This is a genomic window from Pseudarthrobacter sp. AG30, from assembly GCF_003116525.1.
Lineage (GTDB): Bacteria > Actinomycetota > Actinomycetes > Actinomycetales > Micrococcaceae > Arthrobacter.
This window is the reverse complement of record NZ_QEHL01000001.1, coordinates 1-17,061: the sequence shown is the minus strand read 5'-3', so window position 1 is coordinate 17,061 and position 17,061 is coordinate 1. Positions and strand designations below refer to the sequence as shown.

Below are 17,061 nucleotides of genomic sequence, written 5' to 3'. Positions count from 1 at the left end.
GAAAGGATGGCTGGATGCACTCCAACCCCATCCTTCCCGGCTTCAACCCGGACCCGACCATTGTCAGTACCCCGGACGGTTACTACGTGGTGACGTCATCGTTCGAATACCTCCCCGGACTGCCGGTTTATCACAGCCAGGACCTGCAAAGCTGGGAGCTGATCGGGCATGTGGCCACGCGTGAGGAGCAGGTCCACGTTGCCAACGTCCCGACGCCCGGAGGGGTCTGGGCGCCGACGCTCCGGTACCGGGACGGCGTGTTCCACCTGATCGTCTCGGTCTTCCTCGGGGGCCGCGGCTGCGTGCTGTTCACGGCCACAGACCCCGCCGGCCCCTGGAGCGACGGGATTGTCATCGATGCGGTGGACGGCATCGACCCGGACCTGGCCTGGGATGAGGACGGAACCGCGTACGTGACCTTCGCCCGGCACCCGGACGCGATCCAGCAGGTCCGCGTGGATCTGGAGACCGGGACAGCCTTAGAGGAGCCCAGGCCGCTCTGGCGGGGCAGCGGCCTCTACTCGCCTGAGGGTCCGCACCTCTACCGGCGCGGCGACTGGTGGTACCTGCTGGCGGCCGAGGGCGGGACGGACAGGGGCCACGCCGTCACGGTGGCCCGTTCGCGCCGCCCGGACGGACCCTTCGAGGCGGCGCCGCACAATCCCATCCTCACCGCGGCCGGTACGGGCTCGCCCATCCAGAACACCGGGCACGCAGACCTGGTGGAGCTTCCCGACGGCGGCACCGCCATGGTGCTGCTGGGCGTCCGTCCGGTGGGCCTCACCCAGGCGTTCTCCCCGCTGGGCCGCGAAACCTTCCTGACCACGGTGGACTGGGATGACGACTGGCCATACGCGAGCATGCCGGTGCCTTCCGCCGTCCTGCGGGAACGGGCCGGGTATGACTTCACCGCGGGTGCCGGCCTGGACCATCTGCACTGGATTGGAGTCCGGCGGACACCATCGGACTTCACCACGCCAACGGATCGGGGACTTGTCATCACTGGTGGTGGGAACACCCTTGACGCGCCCCGGCCCGCCTTCGTCGGGCAGCGTCAGCGCCACCTCGGCATCGAATTGCGGGCCGTCCTGGACGTCACCGGCGGGAGCGGCGGCATCGCCGTGCGCAATGCGGAGGACAGCTGGTTCGGCGTTGAAGCCGGCAGCAGCAGCGCAGGTGTGACGGTCACCGCGCGGGCCGTCGTCGCAGGCTTTGACCGCACCTGGGAGGCAACGCTCCCGCACGGTGACGTTGAATTGGCGATCCTGGCCGAGCCGCCGTCGCGGGACTTCAGGGCCGGGGCCGTGGGCGGCGACAGGATCCGCCTCCTCGCCCGGCCTGCGGCACCTGATGCTGCCCCGGATGGCCGTGCCAGTGAGGTGCTGCTCACCGAACTGGACGGCAGGCACTGGGCGTTTGAAACCGCCAAGGCGTTCACCGGGCGGGCCTTCGGCGCCTACGCCGTGGAAGGAGACGTCGTGGTTCGCCGCCTGGACTATTGCGGCAAGGACTGAGGCGGCCAGGACTGACGCGGCCGGTGCCGCCGCTACCCCTGGGAGTGCGTCCTGACGTCCGCGCTTGCCTGTGCTTGGAAGCCGAGGTTGCGGGACACCGCCCTGGCGGCGGCGCGGACCGCCGGGCCCAGGACGTTCGGCGGCGTGGAGCCGTCCGGAACCACGATGGACAGGGACGCCACCACGGCACCCTGGGCGTCGAAGATGGGCGAAGCCACGGACACGGTCCGGGAGGGCAGGCTGCGGCGGATCATGGCGATGCCGGTCCGCCGCACATCGGACAAGGTCCGGCGCAGCTGACCCTCGGGCATCTCGGATACGCCGGGTTCGATCTCCGGCGGCCGCTTCAGGATGGTTTCCTGGAACTGCTGGTCCGCTCCGGCCAGGAGCACCAGGCCCACGGCCGTGGACCGCAGCGGTGCCCGGCCGCCCACCCGGTACGCCACCTCGGTGGCGTCCTTCGCGGACAGACGCTCGATCAGCACCGCCTGCTCGTTGTCCCGCACCGCCAGCAGGACGTGGTGCCGGGTGACCTCGAAAAGGTCCTCCAGGTAGGGGAGCGCGATCTCCCGCACCCCATGCCCGCGCGGCGACAGCGAAGCCACCTCCCACAGCCGGACCCCCACCACATAGCGGCCGTCGTCCAGCCGTTCCAATGCACCCCACGCCACCAGCCGGGCGATCAGCCGCAGCGCCGTGGGCGCCGGCATCTCCGCGTACCGGGCCAACTCGGACAGGGTCAGTGCCCGGCGCCGGTCCGAGAAGACAGCGAGCAGGCTCAGCGCCCGGTCAATGACCGGTTCGCCCTGTTTCGGCCGCTTGCCGCGGGCAGGCGGGGTATCCGTTTCCGGGGTGGCAGTCATGGCAGTGGTTCCTCGCGCCGTGGATCGTTGCGGTGGCCCGCAGTGAGCTGAACCACAATACTATTCCAACCATTGAAAGCACCCTGTGGGGGACCGGTGGCGGCACACGAAGCTGGAACTCCCAGCAACCGCACTCCAGGAGTCCCGCCGCATGACCGCCCCCACCCGGCTTCGGGCCGAACACCTGTCCGAGGCGATGGGCCTGACCATCCGCGAACCCCGGCTCAGCTGGACACCGCCCGCCGGAACCGTCCGCCAGGCCGCCTACCGGATCAGCGCCGGCAACGGCTGGGATACCGGCAGGGTGGAGTCGGCTGAAAGCGGCGGCATCCCCTACAGCGGCCCCGCGCTGGACTCCCGCAGCCGGTTCAAGTGGCGGGTCCGCACCTGGAACATCGACCCCGCCGGCACCGAAACGGCCAGCGGCTGGTCCGAACCGATGTCCGTGGAGCTCGGCCTCCTGCACGCCTCCGACTGGACGGCGCAGTGGATCGGGCCCGGCGATGAGAACGTCCCCGCCCCCGGGGAGCGGCCCGGCTGGGCCCTCACAAAAACCTTCACCCTGCAGACCGCCCCGGAGCAGGCCCGCGCCTACGCCACTGCCCACGGCATCTACGAGCTCTTCATCAACGGCCGCCGCGTCGGAGACCAGCAGCTCACCCCCGGCTCCACCAGCTACAACACCACCCTCCAGGTCCAGGCCCACGACGTCACCGGCCTGCTCCGCGAAGGCGTCAACACCATCCGCGCCGTCCTCACCGACGGCTGGTACCGCGGCAGCTTCGGCTACACGCGCGACGCCGACACGTACGGCACGGACACCGCCCTCCTGGCGCAGCTCGAGCTGGAGTCCGGGGCGGGCAGGCAGGTCATCGGCACGGACGCGACGTGGCAGGTGTCGGCCACGGAGATCACCAGCGCGGACCTCATGGCAGGCCAGCGCGTCGATTTTCGATCGGACGACGCCGGCCGCGCACTTTCCGCCGGCACGGCACCATTGCCCCGTCCCGCCGTCGTCCGTCCCGGCAGTGTGGACGCACTGGCCGGACCCCTCGCCCCGCCCACCCGGGTCACCCGGGAACTCACCCCCGTTTCCATCACGCGCCTTCCAAGCGGCAACCAGGTGGTGGACTTCGGCCAGAACATCCACGGCTGGATCCGCCTCACCCAGCTGGGGGCGCCGGGCGACATCGTCACGCTGGAATACGCCGAGGCGCTCGGCGGTGACGGCGACGTCACCCGGGACCACCTGCGCCCGCATGATTTCCGCTCACCTGGGGCGTTCCTCGACGCCGGCCAGGTGGACACGGTCATCTCCTCCGGCGCGCCCGGCGAGGTCTTCGAACCCCGCCACACCACCCATGGCTTCCAGTACGTGTCCGTGCAGGGTCTTCGCCGGGACCTGCATCCCGAGGACGTCACCGGCTGCCTGGTCCGGACGGACCTGGAACGCATCGGCACCTTCCGGTGCAGCGACGAGCGGCTGAACACGCTCCACGACATCGCGGAATGGAGCTTCCTGGGGAACTCCTGCGAAGTCCCTACCGATTGTCCCCAGCGCGAGAAAGCCGGCTGGACCGGAGACTGGCAGCTGTTCGTCCCCGCCGCCGCCTACCTCTACGACGTCACCGGGTTCTCCCGCAAGTGGCTGCGGGACGTCCGCGCGGACCAATGGCAGAACGGCGTCATCGCCAATATTTCACCGTCGGCCGGCCCCGCCGTCACCTCGGCCGACTTCATGGGCTTCACCAACGGCTCCGCCGGCTGGGGCGACGCGATCGTCATGGTGCCGTGGGAGCTCTACCTGGCCACCGGTGACGCCTCGATCCTGGCCGAAAACTTTGACGCGATGAAGCGCTGGCTCGGCTTCGTCCGGACCTCCGCCGAAACCCGGCGGCACCCCGCCAGGGCCGCCGCGCACCCCACCCCGGCACCGCACGAACAATGCCTGTGGGACACGGGCTTCCATTTCGGCGAATGGATGGAGCCGGACGGTCCCGAGCCGGACCTCTTCGCCGCCCGCAGCGCCGACAACGGCATCGTGGCCACCGCCTACTACCGCCACACCACGGACCTGATGGCACGCATCGTGAGTGTTTTGGGCCGCCACGACGAGGCTGCCGAGCTGGCAGAACTCTCGGGCCGGATCCGGGACGCCTGGGAAACGGAATACCTCGGCCCGGACGGCCGCGTCACCCAACCGAGCCAGGCCAACTGCGTCCGTGCCCTGGCCTTCGGCCTGGTCGGCCCCGACCGCCGCGCCGGGGTCACCGCGCAGCTGGCGGAGCTGATCCGGGACGCCGGCACGCACCTGGGCACGGGCTTCCTGGCCACGCCATACCTGCTCCCCGTCCTGGCCGACAACGGTGAACTGGACCTGGCCTACCAGCTGCTTATGCAGGACACGGAACCGTCCTGGCTGGCCATGGTGGACCGCGGCGCCACCACCGTGTGGGAGCTGTGGAACGGCATCGACGCCGCGGGCACCGCACACCAATCCCTCAACCACTACAGCAAGGGGGCCGTGGTGACCTTCCTGCACCGGTATACGGCCGGGCTGCGCCAGGCACCGGGAAGCGCCGGCTGGGAACGGATCATCATCGAGCCACGCCCCGGCGCCGGGCTGGCCTCCGCCTCCACCTCCCACCTGGGGCCGCGCGGCCTGATCCAGGTGGAGTGGGCCGTGGCGGAGGGGGCAGCGTCACCGGGGAAACAGCACGACGCCGGGCTGACGCTCACTGCCACGATCCCCGCCGGCACCACCGCGGAGGTGCTGCTGCCCGGCGAACCGGCCGTCGTCGTCGGGCCGGGAATCCATACTTTCGTTGCCGCCACCGGTGGGGACGCTGCCAAACCCGAACTGATGAGGAGCACACTATGACAGTGGAAGACGCTACCGGCATACTCGACCCCGCCCGTCCTGACGTTTCCCGGCCGGGCGGCAGGGACGTTCCGGCGTTCCCCGTCTTTGACGCGCCCGGAACACCGGAGCAGGTCTCCGACGTGTCCGCCGTGCACCGGGAAATCACGTATGCCCGGGCCATCGGGTTCCGGCCGCTGAAGCTGGACATCTGGCTGCCGCGCCAGGCGTCCGGCCCAACACCGCTGGTGCTCTGGGTGCACGGTGGCGCGTTCCAGCTGGGCGACCGCCGGGAACTGCCGCCCACGTTCGCACCCAACTCGGTGTTCCGGCTGCTCAACGAGGCCGGCATCGCTTGTGCCACCGCTGACTACCGGCACTCCCTTGAGGCACCCTTCCCCGCCCAGCTCCACGACCTCAAAGCCGCCGTCCGGTACCTGCGCGAATTTGCCGCAGAGCTGAACATCGACCCGGACCGATTCGGCGCCTGGGGTGAATCTGCCGGCGGCCACCTGGTGGCCCTCCTTGGACTGACGGGCAACCACGGCGACCTTGAAGGCGGACTTGGTGCGCAGGGGCACTCCAGTGGCGTCAGCGCCGTCGTCGACTTTTACGGTGTTTCCTCGCTGGTGGACATCCCTCCCATGTCCATGCCTGAGGGCCTTTTTCCCGCTGCCCTGACCGCGGCGGTGCCGCCGGGCATGTCCCTGCAGCCTGAGTACATGCTGGTGGGCGGCTCGGATGATCCGGAGCTGCTGGCTGCGGCCAGCCCGGTCAGCTACGTGGACGCCGGCGCCGCCCCGTTCCTCCTGGTGCACGGTGACTCCGACGGGCTGGTACCGCATTCGCAGACCGACCTGCTGGCCGCTGCGCTCGCCGAGGCGGGGGTGGAGCATGAGGTGGTGACCATCGAGGGCGCCGACCACTGCTTCTTCGGCGCGGAGGACAGGATGGCGGACATCCTCGACTCTGCCGTCCGCTACTTCTCCAGGAAGCTGGGCACGCCATGACACCACGGACAGAGCCGACGGCGGTTGCCGCGGAGGCTCCCACGGCCGGCGGCCCGGGGGGAACCGCCGACGGTTTCGCCGAATACCTTGCCAGCCCTGAAGGCCCGCGGTTCCTGAATCCCGACGCCGTCCGGACGCCTGGCCCCGACGTCCCCATCCACACGGTCACTGCGGACGGGCGGCACGGGCCGGTGTCGCTCCGGATCTACGGCGAAGCATCCGGAACCGGCAGCCCGGCCCTGGTGTGGCTGCACGGCGGCGGCTTCGTCAGCGGCAGCGTGGACATTCCCGAATCTGATTACCTGGCCCGGGTGCTTGCGGACCGGGGGACGCCGGTGCTGTCCGTTGACTACCGGCTGGCACGGGACGGGGTCTCCTACCCCATTCCGCATGACGATGCCCTGACGGGATGGTTCTGGGCGCGGAAGAACGCCGCATCCCTGGGGCTGGATCCGGACCTGCTCTGTTTGGGCGGTGCCGGTGCCGGCGGCAACCTTGCCGTGGGCGCCGCGCTCTACCTGGTTGACGCGGGCAAGCCGCTGCCGGCCAAGCTCCTGCTGGCCTACCCCTTCCTTCATGCCGAACTCCCGCCGCCGGCCGGCGGCCTCGACGAGGCGGTCATGGCCGGCCTGCCCCGGCATTTACGGTTCACCCTGGAGGACTGCATCCGCACGGCGGAGAACTACGTGGGCGGACCTGTCAGCATGGCGCCGTCCTATGCGATGCCCGGGTATGCCGATCCCGCCGGCCTTCCGCCCACAGCGCTCCTGGCCTGCGAATACGACGACGCCCGCGGCTCGACCGAGCTTTTTGCTTCCTCGTTGGAGCGGGCCGGGGTTCCGGTGTCCTCCTTCCTGGCCCGGGGTGCCGTCCACGGCCACCTCAACCACACGGCAGGGCTTCCCGAGGGGCAGCCCGCCCTGGACTTCCTGGCGGCGGAACTGGCGGCGGTTCGGGCGGCATAGGCGGTGGGGTCCTACGCCCTGACCCGGAAAATTCGCGGGTGAGGAGTTCCGGCGGCAGGCCGGGGTCCTCCCAGGGGAACGCCCGCCACGCGTCAATGACCCCGGTCCGCAGCCAGAAGGCCTCTTCGCCGCTGAGCTGGTGCGGGTCCAGGGGACCGGGCCGTAGGTATCGATGTATGGCGTGTACTGCCGGCGGACGTCGTCAGGATCCCACGCCTCAAGCAGCGGCCGTCCGCGCAGAGCGGCGGGCCCAGATCTAGAGATGGGTGGCGACGCCAGAGCGTAGGCTGACGCCAACTATGCCGGCTTCGAAAAAGTCACGATCCCTCTCGATGACTGGCAATCAAAGTGGCTTTCATTTTCCGAAGTCGTCTGCACACGCTGCCCCGAAAGTACGGGACGTGTGCAGACGGGTATGGAAATCGGAGTGTTCAAAGTCCACTGCAGGAGGCGTCATTTTGGTCGAGAGTCTTCGGCACGAAAGCTCCAAGGCCGTGCCCTCACTGCCGGGGAGCGATCACGTTCGCCACCGCCATGCCTTCACGGGTCCGGGCGCGAATAAGGTCGGATTCAAATTCCGCGACCATGCCAGGGACGTTGAACAGCAGCTTTCCAACCGGGTCATGGGGATAGTAGATGCTGCCTCCGATGTTGAGGATTACGCCCTTGCGTGTGAGTTCGTCGGCAATATCCCTTGCGTCCGGCAGGGACCTTGCCAACCGGTCAAGTTTGGTGACAACGAAGGTGTCGCCGTTGCGGCACGCCGCCAGGTCCTTTTTCAGGCCGGGCCGGTCACGCTTAGTGCCGGCAAATCCGTGGTCGGCGTGGACCATGTCGTCGTCGGCTCCCAGGCCGTGGAGGGCATGACGCTGGGCGGTGAGGTCCTGGTAGCTGGTCGAGCAGCGGGCATTACCGATGAGCATGATTGGGCTGTAGCGTATAAGGCCCCTTCACCGGGCATTAATTCGGGCGGGGTATACGGGAATCCGGCCTTGGAGGAAACACGCAGATTTGGAGAGAGTCGATGGGCAGCGCCGGCACGTCCGGGGGACGATCGTCTAACGGGCGGTCCTTTAATCTGCGATAAGGCGTGAAAGACTCCACTCATGGTGACCGCAGTTCATTACTTCGCGACTCTTGAAGATCAAATGATGCTGCTCGACTATTTGGGTGAGCCCGCAAAGGTGACCTTGCATCCATGGCCACTCATCACGACGCCACTGACGGCATTGAACCGGGAAGATGCGCTTGAGCAATCACGCGTGATGGTGGTTAATCACCAGCTCGGCTTGCCCGTTCCAGTACGTGCCGGTGATGCAGCCATGCAAGGTGGCTCTGTCTCCGCCGTATTCAATAGATTGAACTGGGAGACGTTCGCTCCCGCTGAGGATGAAGCCTTGATGGATGCCAATGCTTCGCCCATCATCTTGTGGTCTCCTGCTCGTCTTCGCCCAGACGCGATCTTGCCCAGCTCGCTAGGCTCACAAGCAGATTTGATGGCGCAAGTTTCCAAGGACTATGAAAGATGGGTCAATCGCAGCATGTCATGGATTCGGCGCAACGGAACTCGGGTGTGGGGGCTGGAATGGCGCCAAACGCGGCCAGACTTGGACATCGACCTCAGCTTCATCAGCACCGTCATTGCACTCCCAGGCGCCTTGCAGGCGCTGGAATCTGGCACACCCGGCCGGAGCTTTGAATCAAAGAGCGGTGAAGCAGCGACCGGAAACGGATGACCCAGGGCGATTGGGACCTCTCCGCCCGCAGAGGGATCCGGTGAAGGATCCTTCACCGCGCATTGACTCCCATGTTCATGAGGGGACGTAGGAGGACTTTGGCTTTTCTTTAGCTCCAGGCGTCCACGCCTGGAGGAGGCGCAAACGAGTTGGTCACTTCAGTTAATTGGTAGATGCGCTCTATTTCACTTTTCCTGTATTTGCTCACACGAATTGACTCCAGAGACTGACAGTTCTCCAGGACGTTTAGTTTGCCGTCCTCGGGAAGCACCCCAAAGAGCTCGAGGTGAGCGAGATGCGGCAGCCCAGTTAGAGGGGCCAGCGAATGCACAATCGTCTTCTTCCCAGATGAGTCCCAGCTCGGGAGTGTGCTGAGCCTGATTGTCTTCAGTTTTTGCAGCTGACCGAGGGGGCCTAGATCGGAGACCTTCGGCATGTGCATGACTCTTAGATACTCGAGCTGGCTCAGACTGTGCAGGGGCGTCAGGTCAGCGTCTGGATACGTCGCAATGACAAGCGTTTTTAGATTGGTGAAAGTTGAGAGGCTTTCCAGCGACTTGTATTTGCAATGCCACACGCGCAGGGCGGTCACGTCAGACGGAGTCGGGTGCACCGGCATGGACCGAGCCGCGTCTCTCATGAAATCAGCGATCATCATGTAACCGTAGTGGAAATCGAGCACCTTCAGGGACGCCGCTAGGGCGGCCTTCAAAGTCCTTGCGGTCAAGCACTGGGTTGGCCGCATGCGCACCTCCCCAGCCGCCTGATGATGAACAATCACAACGTCCGCCCTGCCAAGAAGGTGCTGGAGGCCATCAAAAATCTAGAGAACGGAACCAGCACGCTTGCTGAAACCCAGTCGGTCCTAGAGAACGTTGCCCCTCTCTTTGAGAACGACGGTTCAGGCTAGAGCATGCCATGCGTCTCGCTGCAGCTGACCTTGAAGAGATCCAGTTCACCACCCTGCGCGACGAGCAAGTGCCGGCAGGGATTTTCCGCCTCGACAATCTGCGTACAGCAGTCCAGATCGCAGACATCGATCCTGCCTGAAGCGTCCCGACGAACGATCCTCTACCGAACGCGTTCCGATGACTTTTCAGGCATCTTCATTGCGGTCGCGATTCAAGGTTGCTGGCTTCCGAGGCCGGTCTTCTGCAGCCGGACGCTGTTGTGCGCGTCAATCTAGCCGGATGGCTACTTCAGAACGCTACTCCGCCTTGAGCTTCTCAGGGCTTGATATTAGATCTCTTAGACGCCTTCGTTTTCCTGTCAACGGTGTAAGTCGTTAGGACGATTACCAGACCGCCTAGGCCAGTAAAGACGCCCGACAGGACATTCCCCTCAGGCCTGAGCATGTTGAACAGGCCCACCAAGATGCAGGAGCTTGTCATGGGCTCAATCATCGCTCGGATCGCGAAGGAGTCATTGGATTCCTCTGTTGGGAGGCTCGAAGCGACGCCCGTAAGCCGGTGGCTCAAAGGGCGCACATGTGCCCGATTGTGGATCCCTCAACGAACTCTCTGCTGCTTCCTTTCGGGTCCCTGCAGGTTAGGTCAGCCGCTGTCTCAGGACAACGGCTACATCCTCTGCGGACCCACAAATCTCGGGTGTGGACAGCTGGAAGAGCGCATCCGGCAGGAAATCGCGATCCTCGGGATTCAGCGCGATATCTTCGCGACCCTGCAGTTCTTCTGCCCATGCGCAAAGATATTCTGCGCTCAGCTTTCCGGTCCAGAACTTGTCGAGGGCATGAGCGATATCCCGTGCAAAAGCAGTGGCTAGTTCCGCCTGAGAGGACCATTCAAACGTCGACAATTGAGCCAACGATTCACGTACTGGACGACGCAAGCGTATGAGGTCGTCGACCGCATCCCGTCTTTGATCCTGTGACACCACGGAAGTTCCCCCTCGCGGAACTCATTCAACTGACTCTGGCACATTACCTGGCGTCCAGTGAAGGATCGGCTTACGGTCAGCCTGACAGGATCCTTCAACCGGCTGGCCGTCACCACGACCGGCCTTATCAAAGACCGTCCTGGTGATTAGACTCCCGACATCACGGGAAGGCAGGTTTTCCATGCGCGAGCCGGACTTGGAACCAACGCCGAGGAGCAGGCTGGAACGGGCATACGATGCCTTCGGTTCTTTGCCGCTGGTCTTCTTGGCCGGCATCCTCTTTGTCCCTTTGCAGACCGTCTTGGGCTGGTGGCTTGCGTTGGTCATCGTGATCACGGTTGGCATCGTCCTCATAACAGCCATCCAGCTCGTGGTCATTGCTCCGATGCGAAAGAAACGGTCGGCCGAGGATGCGGGACGAGGTCTTTTCGAATGTGCCCACAGAGAGCCCGGATCCGGACTTCGGAGTAGATGGGCCCGAGGTTATGCACGCGCAGAACCAAACCGACTAATCTTCCAGCTGGGTGCAACCGAGAGCGGACCTCTTGGCGGGGCAATGGAAATCTACTCTGCGCCCACGGCTGTCGGAGAGCCCGTAAAAGCCCCTTGGACTGTTTTTCCCGGAGGTCTCGCGATGACAATCAGGTCAGACAACACCACGAACACCACGCTCCAGCTGGCAGCCAGCCATGCGAGCATAGAGCTCCTCAAGGAACGGTGTCTCACCAATTCAGCATCGGATGCCTAAGCAGTAGGCACAGGACCGTGAAGTAATGTCCGGTAAAGGGTCCCCAGGCGGGCGCTCACTTGGATTGCTTTGACCGTGCTGTCAGCCAGTTGAGGCTATGCTCAATCTGGTTTGAACAAAGATGAACATCTTTGGGGGAGTTGTGGATGCTGGTCCGCTGAATTTCGTTGTCCTCTTGGCGGTGGGTGGCGCCGTCTTTTTCTATGTCCTCTATTTTGTGATTAGAGCGGCGGTTCGTGACGGTATCGTCCGTGCTGATGAGCGAAGGACCGCCGATATAGCGGACTCGGAGCGCCTCTAGGTGATCCCTGACCAGACAGTCGAGCCGCAGCAGGGGTAGGTGCTGTAGAGGTGCAAGGCTGACCAACCCTAAGAGGAGAGCCCAATGAACGTCACCGTCCATGCCCCGTTGCCTAACGCGATCTTCCTCGTGCTGGGTTCTCAAGAAGCGACGCTTCCTGATGTCACCGCTGAAGGTCTAGTTTGGGCGAGCGACGACGCTCTCATCGTCGGTGGGACTCACGAAATGGACGGCGACACCACAATTCACCTGTCTGGGCAGGAACCCTCACAGGAGCTCATTCTGCTTGCGTCGAAAGTGATTGGTTGCCCGGACGGAGAATTGACCCTAGAAACTGTTGATGGTGAAGAGCTGTCGCAGTACAAAGTTCCAGCAGGAACAGCACGGATTGGCATTTGGGTAGATGACCTTCGCGAACCAGGAAATGTGCACCTACAGGTGGTAAGCGCCTAAATCCCCGAGTCACTCAGTAACTACTGCCCCGACGAGGCATATTGATGCCCGCTCAGGGATCCCTAGGCGGGCGCCTAAAAATTCCGGTGAACCACTGGCTAATGGGCACGTCATGAGGCGGTATCTGCCGTGACTGTTAGGGTCTGAGCATGAAACGCGCGTTAGCCAGAGCTGGGCTGCTTCTCTTGCTGACCCCACTGCTAGGTGGCTGCGTGGGCGACTACTTCGCATCCGACGACTGTGACGGTCTTGCGAACGAGCTCTCTCCGGTCATCGAGAAGTCCATCGGGTCCGCGCCATCCATAAACAGCACTTGGGGCGACGGCGGGACGATGCCATGGTGCCGAATCGAATTCTCGATGAACAAGGAGTATGCGCCCGACGACGAGAGCCTCAGCGCGCTGAAATCCGAAGTCGAGGCCGGAATGGCGGACTGGTCAAGTGGCGTCGTCGTGACAATACATAGGGGCAACGACCGCAGCATTGAAGTTCTTTCGCCTGACGATAAGCGCTGAAACGACGCGTCACGCGATGCAATTAGAGCCCCCGGGAGATCTAGCCCCAGTGTTTCCCACAACAAAAGGGCTTCACATCGTCCTTGCGGCCATTTTTACGGCGCAAGCGGAGGCCCGCTCGGCGCCCGACCGCCCAAACGCAGGCCTTAAGTGCCCGGTAAGCGATCCCTTACCGGACGCCACGTGCGTTGGCCGCCGCGTTGCCCTGCCGCACGGTACTTTTAGCGAACACACTTTGACCGGGGAGACGCAGGCCGATGGAACCTTATCGAATCAATGTCGGAATCGAGTACCGGACAATCCGAGCCACGACGCCGCTCGTCGAGCTCACTGCGACCGAGGGGGAACTCAATTTTAGGTTTCGGTTCGGTCTTGGGCTTATTCTCGGGCCATGGCACTTCCGTAGAGACCAAGTCTCCGAGGTGTTTACCACCCGAGCATTGTTTTCCACGAGAATACACATCTGCGGTGAAGGCTTTGAGATCTATGTCTTCGCGGCCCCTCCGGAACCGCTGCTCCTAACTCTTGAGGAGCTTGGCTATCCCGTGGACTGGATTTTGCGACGATGACAGGGCCGGAATAGGGAGAGGGTTCGACTGTCCGTAAAGGTATCCTTTATCGGACGCGGGCGCGCTGGAGTCTAAGGGGTGCATGCTGCTTTCTTTGCCAAAGCGCGAGCCGCTGTCTGATGGCTCAAAACCCCCGATTCAGTGTGCTGAGTCGGGAAACCAATCAAGCGTTTCGATGTCAGGGTGTTCCCTTACTTGTTGAATAAGCGCCCGGCTTCCGAAAATTTTGCTTCCCATCAGGTCGTAGTCGCTCCAGACAAGCCAAGCGCGGTTTTCGGGCCACCATAGTTCAGGAGTGACCCGGTCGTTCGGATCGGAAACAGTCAGTAAATTGCTGACCATGCCGGTGAGTTCAAAGCTGAGCGCGTAGCGAATACCCTCTGGGTCCCCAGGAACAGCTAGGTAGCCTGAGGAGTCCATATAGGAAAGCACTCCGTGCATGCGCGTAGTTGTCGTCTGCGCCGCAAGTATCGGTATCAATTTTTCCAGCTCGAGTTGGCTCATTGACCCCTCAGCAGGAACAACGAAGGCATCTTCGGTTGCGGCCTCGAACAGCGGGCCATCTATGACTGCCTCCCAACCATCACAAGGAGGAGCTTCGCCCCGCTCGGACAAAGGCCCCCGTAGAGCAACCCCCTTTGCCTCAGCGACGTCCTTCCAAAGTACCCGCCGCCATCCGTGCGGAGGTCGAGGAGAAAATCCTTGGCCTGGCCAGAACTCACCCAAATCGTCAGCGTTCACGCCGATCGGACACACGTACTGAGCGTGCAAAATCCAGGTGCTGTCTTCACTCCCATGAGGCAGAACGTGCCCTGCCGCAAAGGGATACATCAGGAAAACGTCAGGATCCAGCCAGTTGATGAACGGCTCAGCCGGCCCTATCCATTGCCAGCCCGATGGCAGCTTCCTTAATTTCGAGGTCCCCATCCACAGAATCTAACACCCGATATGCCGGGCATCTGATGCAGTCAGAGGAGCATTAAGGATCTTTGGGGAGTGGCTTTCGAGATGGTATTCCTGCCCGGAAGGGGATCCCTTACCGAACATCTGCCGGCTCTGTGCGGGTTAAACGCCGCGCCCGCAGGTACCTCCTGGACGCACTGGTGCTAGGGACAGCAAAGGGCCCGTGTTCTGACGAACACAGGCCCTTTAGAGTAAACATCCTGCTGCTTACACTACGAGCATCCCACAAAACTCGTCCCAGGAGCACGACGGCAGCCCGGTCACGGCCCGCCCGGTCAGACAGGCCCCTGCGCTACCGTCAGGTCGGGTCGCGGAACAGCTCCCGGGGTCGTTGTGCCAGGATCAGTTCCGCGAGGGCTGCCCCGCTTTCCCGGTTCTGCCGGCCGGAGGGGAGCAGCCGGATGGCGGCAACGTAGGGCGTATTCCAGGAGTCGACCTCGAGGACCAGCAAGGGCCGGCGGCCGAGGGGTTTGCGGAACTCTTCCATCTGGACGGCGATAACGTGGTCCCATGGCACTAGCCCAAAATAGACAGGCCGCCGGCCCTCCCGGACCAACTCAATACCTCGGCTGTCCGCGACCACGTCGAGGATGAATCCGAGTCCCCTGGTTTCGGCGGTGAAGAACCCCTTCTTGAGGAATCTTCCCAGTTCCTTGGGGGTCCAGAAAGTATCCACTATCAGGGCGCCCGGGTGTTCCTGCTGCAGCCGGGCCTTGAAGGTCCTGGCGCGGTGAAACACCCAGGCAAACCACGGTACTGCGATCGCCGCCACGATCAGCAAGGCAATCCCCAAAACCTTCGCACCGTCCGGGTAGCGGAGCGCCCTGTCCGTTTCGACGAACAGGCGGATGAGCAGGAGACCCGCCCCCACGACACCGAGTGCAGAACCGACCCGGCCTTTCGAACTCATCGCGCCCTTCCACACGACGCCCGTGCAGCGTCCACACTGGCATCAACCGTATTAACGTACCGGTGCCGGCTCTCCATGAAGCGACCCTAACGGCAATCCTCTACCGGACGTCAAGGGAGTCCGTAATTGGTGGCTGCATTCACGGAAAGACCACCTGGGCGACTTGGATAGGCGAAACCTTCGCGTTCTGGAAAGCAACGCCCGGTAAACGATCCTATTCCGGGCACTACCAAACACCGGCTTCGCCAAGGCAACATTTCATCATGCTCTTGCCTGTGATGAGCGGGCTATCCGGCGCCCCTCTAGGAACGACAGGGACGCTGCCGTCAAACTCCAAAAGAAGCACATAGCCATTCCCCGACCGTTGCTGAGCTGAGCAAGGCCATAGGTCCAGTTCCACAGTCCGTAAACACCGCACACCGTGACAACGAATAGCGCCGGGCGGCCCCAAGCCCAGCTCATTGGTCGTGAATAGACGTGCCAGGTTGCCCAGCCAACGATTGCCCCAACTGCAGCTCCGCAGGCCGCCACAAAAAGGAGTATCAGCGCAAGAAGTAGGGGGCTACCCAAGTAATTCGACATGTAGACGCCTAAAAGCACCATGCTGAGAAGAGACGCAGCTGCAACTCCAGCGCCGGCAAGTGCTCCTCTTCGGACAGTCCCTGCCAAGGAAACCATGGCTTTCCCCCAAAAAGGCTCGCGGTTCAGATTCAATCAAGAGCATATCGAGACAGATCTCGGACTCTGTGCCGCCTCTTATTATCGAGCTAATCAAGGCCGCCAGATTGTGGATCAAGGAGTGTGTTCGCCGCCCGGGTGGAGGATCCCTTACCGCACAGGTTTCCACTGAGCGGTAAATGACCTTCAACCTTGTCCCTCGTCGCTGTTCTCCAGGGCCGCGGCGGGTGATAGCCTGCGCGAGAGCGGACAAAGGACGAGAGGAACCGAAAAGTGAGCGATGGTGGCCTCAATCGGCTCACACGGCTTAGCAACAAAAGCCGGAACTACCTAAACCGCTTCCAAAAGTTCTTTCTGATCGCTTGGCTGGTCAACGTGGGCGAAGCGATAGTAGTCGTCACAACGGTTTTGATTACACGCCCGAGTGTCTCGAGTCCTTTTTTCTACATTCCGATCAGCGTCCTAGGCGCGACAACCGCGGCATTCGTGATCCTGGCGATTATTTACGCAATTCCATTTCTTCGGTCAGCCGCCGACGATGTCCGTCGCCGCAAGCAGGTTGACCAGCTGAAGAGAACATCTGGGTAGATGATCTCCGGGAACCGGGCAATGTGCATCTGCAGGTGGTGGGAGCCTAAATCCTGACAAGCCAGCGCCAGTGCGTGTCCTCACAGTAAAAGACGCGGTTCGCCGCTCGATAGGGGATCGGCTATCGGGCGCTGCGTCAGGTACAGGACCTGCGTTTCTTGAGAAGATCATGGCATGGACTCGATCTTCGTGAATGGAACCGTCGGCGTCGGAAAGTCAACGCTTGCGGATGCGCTGGGCGCGGCTGAAGGGGGATGTCATGCAGTCATCGATCTGGACGCAATTCGAAGGTTCAGCCCCGCGCCGAGTTCGGACCGGTTCAACCACGAGCTCGAGTTACTCAATCTGCGAAGCCTCGCACGTAACTATCGGACTGCAGGCGCAAAGCGGTTCATAATCGCGGGGGTTATTGAGGCAGAAGCCGAAATATCTCGTTACGTTGACGCACTCGGTTCTGAAGGAATGTTCGTCTGTTAGCGGCCATGAAAAACT

Annotated in this window: 18 protein-coding genes and 1 pseudogene; 10 read left to right on the top strand and 9 right to left on the bottom strand. The window is 63.1% G+C overall.

The annotated features are described in order from the left end of the window. Nucleotides 1-14: 14 nt before the first annotated feature. A complete protein-coding gene (locus DC347_RS00085) occupies nt 15-1,514 on the top strand; it encodes a glycoside hydrolase family 43 protein (RefSeq protein WP_109044002.1) in 1,500 nt (499 codons plus the stop codon). 32 nt (nt 1,515-1,546) lie between these two features. Here the strand turns inward: DC347_RS00085 and DC347_RS00080 are convergent, their stop codons facing one another. Beyond that, complete coding sequence (locus DC347_RS00080; protein ID WP_109044001.1) at nt 1,547-2,377, bottom strand: IclR family transcriptional regulator; 831 nt, start codon at nt 2,375-2,377, stop codon at nt 1,547-1,549. 151 nt (nt 2,378-2,528) lie between these two features. On the opposite strand from DC347_RS00080, the gene DC347_RS00075 reads away from it, so the two are divergent. The 3 genes from DC347_RS00075 to DC347_RS00065 are packed head-to-tail and all read left to right on the top strand — an operon-like array spanning nt 2,529 to nt 7,212. Further along, complete coding sequence (locus DC347_RS00075; protein ID WP_109044225.1) at nt 2,529-5,258, top strand: alpha-L-rhamnosidase; 2,730 nt, start codon at nt 2,529-2,531, stop codon at nt 5,256-5,258. After that, a complete protein-coding gene (locus DC347_RS00070) occupies nt 5,255-6,247 on the top strand; it encodes an alpha/beta hydrolase (RefSeq protein ID WP_109044000.1) in 993 nt (330 codons plus the stop codon). The genes DC347_RS00075 and DC347_RS00070 overlap by 4 nt, the downstream gene beginning before the upstream one ends. Continuing rightward, nucleotides 6,244-7,212, top strand: coding sequence for an alpha/beta hydrolase (locus DC347_RS00065; protein WP_018763256.1), 969 nt, complete (start codon nt 6,244-6,246; stop codon nt 7,210-7,212). The genes DC347_RS00070 and DC347_RS00065 overlap by 4 nt, the downstream gene beginning before the upstream one ends. Here the strand turns inward: DC347_RS00065 and DC347_RS22150 are convergent. Continuing rightward, nucleotides 7,130-7,309 carry a PaaX family transcriptional regulator C-terminal domain-containing protein gene (locus DC347_RS22150; RefSeq protein ID WP_350224060.1) on the bottom strand — a complete coding sequence of 60 codons (180 nt, stop codon included), beginning with the start codon at nt 7,307-7,309 and terminating at the stop codon, nt 7,130-7,132. The two genes, DC347_RS00065 and DC347_RS22150, sit on opposite strands and share 83 nt — an antisense overlap. 427 nt (nt 7,310-7,736) lie before the next feature. Beyond that, nucleotides 7,737-8,135 (bottom strand): annotated as a pseudogene (locus DC347_RS00055) (recombinase family protein); the annotation flags it as partial. Nucleotides 8,136-8,318: 183 nt separating this feature from the next. Between DC347_RS00055 and DC347_RS21495 the strand changes: the two are divergent. Further along, nucleotides 8,319-8,948 carry a hypothetical protein gene (locus DC347_RS21495; RefSeq protein WP_133247064.1) on the top strand — a complete coding sequence of 210 codons (630 nt, stop codon included), beginning with the start codon at nt 8,319-8,321 and terminating at the stop codon, nt 8,946-8,948. Between the two features lie 109 nt (nt 8,949-9,057). On the opposite strand, the gene DC347_RS00050 is transcribed toward DC347_RS21495, so the two are convergent. Then, nucleotides 9,058-9,729, bottom strand: a complete 672-nt coding sequence (locus DC347_RS00050; protein WP_206073856.1) for a hypothetical protein — start codon at nt 9,727-9,729, stop codon at nt 9,058-9,060. A 137-nt stretch (nt 9,730-9,866) separates the two neighbouring features. On the opposite strand from DC347_RS00050, the gene DC347_RS22075 reads away from it, so the two are divergent. Further along, nucleotides 9,867-9,998, top strand: a complete 132-nt coding sequence (locus DC347_RS22075; RefSeq protein WP_255414751.1) for a hypothetical protein — start codon at nt 9,867-9,869, stop codon at nt 9,996-9,998. A 498-nt stretch (nt 9,999-10,496) separates the two neighbouring features. On the opposite strand, the gene DC347_RS21490 is transcribed toward DC347_RS22075, so the two are convergent. The 3 genes from DC347_RS21490 to DC347_RS21585 form a co-directional block, all read right to left on the bottom strand. Then, the gene (locus DC347_RS21490) at nt 10,497-10,844 is read right to left on the bottom strand and encodes a hypothetical protein (protein ID WP_133247063.1); all 348 of its coding nucleotides are present in this window, start codon (nt 10,842-10,844) and stop codon (nt 10,497-10,499) included. A gap of 21 nt (nt 10,845-10,865) precedes the next feature. Further along, nucleotides 10,866-11,180 carry a hypothetical protein gene (locus DC347_RS21485; RefSeq protein ID WP_165837965.1) on the bottom strand — a complete coding sequence of 105 codons (315 nt, stop codon included), beginning with the start codon at nt 11,178-11,180 and terminating at the stop codon, nt 10,866-10,868. Nucleotides 11,181-11,647: 467 nt separating this feature from the next. Beyond that, nucleotides 11,648-11,995 (bottom strand): hypothetical protein, encoded by a 348-nt coding sequence (locus DC347_RS21585; RefSeq protein ID WP_165837964.1) that lies wholly within the window; start codon nt 11,993-11,995, stop codon nt 11,648-11,650. On the opposite strand from DC347_RS21585, the gene DC347_RS00030 reads away from it, so the two are divergent. Together DC347_RS00030 and DC347_RS00025 are read left to right on the top strand one after the other, a co-directional pair. Further along, on the top strand, nt 11,978-12,346 hold the full coding sequence (locus DC347_RS00030; RefSeq protein WP_109043995.1) for a hypothetical protein: 369 nt from the start codon (nt 11,978-11,980) through the stop codon (nt 12,344-12,346). The genes DC347_RS21585 and DC347_RS00030 overlap by 18 nt on opposite strands. Nucleotides 12,347-12,558: 212 nt before the next feature. Further along, on the top strand, nt 12,559-12,861 hold the full coding sequence (locus DC347_RS00025; protein ID WP_133247061.1) for a hypothetical protein: 303 nt from the start codon (nt 12,559-12,561) through the stop codon (nt 12,859-12,861). A 707-nt stretch (nt 12,862-13,568) separates the two neighbouring features. On the opposite strand, the gene DC347_RS21480 is transcribed toward DC347_RS00025, so the two are convergent. Then, nucleotides 13,569-14,357 (bottom strand): hypothetical protein, encoded by a 789-nt coding sequence (locus tag DC347_RS21480; protein ID WP_133247060.1) that lies wholly within the window; start codon nt 14,355-14,357, stop codon nt 13,569-13,571. A 334-nt stretch (nt 14,358-14,691) separates the two neighbouring features. Further along, nucleotides 14,692-15,303 carry a hypothetical protein gene (locus tag DC347_RS00010; protein ID WP_109043991.1) on the bottom strand — a complete coding sequence of 204 codons (612 nt, stop codon included), beginning with the start codon at nt 15,301-15,303 and terminating at the stop codon, nt 14,692-14,694. A gap of 951 nt (nt 15,304-16,254) precedes the next feature. Between DC347_RS00010 and DC347_RS00005 the strand changes: the two genes are divergently transcribed. Beyond that, nucleotides 16,255-16,569: a hypothetical protein gene (locus tag DC347_RS00005; RefSeq protein WP_109043990.1), complete on the top strand. Its 315-nt coding sequence runs from the start codon at nt 16,255-16,257 to the stop codon at nt 16,567-16,569. 174 nt (nt 16,570-16,743) lie between these two features. After that, entirely contained in the window at nt 16,744-17,046 is a 303-nt protein-coding gene (locus DC347_RS21475) for a hypothetical protein (protein WP_133247059.1), read from the top strand. Nucleotides 17,047-17,061: the final 15 nt, after the last annotated feature.

Coding starts and splice junctions, on each gene's coding strand:
- DC347_RS00085 (WP_109044002.1), top strand. CDS start 15: ATGCACTCCAACCCCATCCTTCCCGGCTTCAACCCGGACCCGACCATT.
- DC347_RS00080 (WP_109044001.1), bottom strand. CDS start 2,377: ATGACTGCCACCCCGGAAACGGATACCCCGCCTGCCCGCGGCAAGCGG.
- DC347_RS00075 (WP_109044225.1), top strand. CDS start 2,529: ATGACCGCCCCCACCCGGCTTCGGGCCGAACACCTGTCCGAGGCGATG.
- DC347_RS00070 (WP_109044000.1), top strand. CDS start 5,255: ATGACAGTGGAAGACGCTACCGGCATACTCGACCCCGCCCGTCCTGAC.
- DC347_RS00065 (WP_018763256.1), top strand. CDS start 6,244: ATGACACCACGGACAGAGCCGACGGCGGTTGCCGCGGAGGCTCCCACG.
- DC347_RS21495 (WP_133247064.1), top strand. CDS start 8,319: ATGGTGACCGCAGTTCATTACTTCGCGACTCTTGAAGATCAAATGATG.
- DC347_RS22075 (WP_255414751.1), top strand. CDS start 9,867: ATGCGTCTCGCTGCAGCTGACCTTGAAGAGATCCAGTTCACCACCCTG.
- DC347_RS00030 (WP_109043995.1), top strand. CDS start 11,978: ATGAACGTCACCGTCCATGCCCCGTTGCCTAACGCGATCTTCCTCGTG.
- DC347_RS21585 (WP_165837964.1), bottom strand. CDS start 11,995: ATGGACGGTGACGTTCATTGGGCTCTCCTCTTAGGGTTGGTCAGCCTT.
- DC347_RS21480 (WP_133247060.1), bottom strand. CDS start 14,357: ATGGGGACCTCGAAATTAAGGAAGCTGCCATCGGGCTGGCAATGGATA.
- DC347_RS00010 (WP_109043991.1), bottom strand. CDS start 15,303: ATGAGTTCGAAAGGCCGGGTCGGTTCTGCACTCGGTGTCGTGGGGGCG.
- DC347_RS21475 (WP_133247059.1), top strand. CDS start 16,744: ATGGACTCGATCTTCGTGAATGGAACCGTCGGCGTCGGAAAGTCAACG.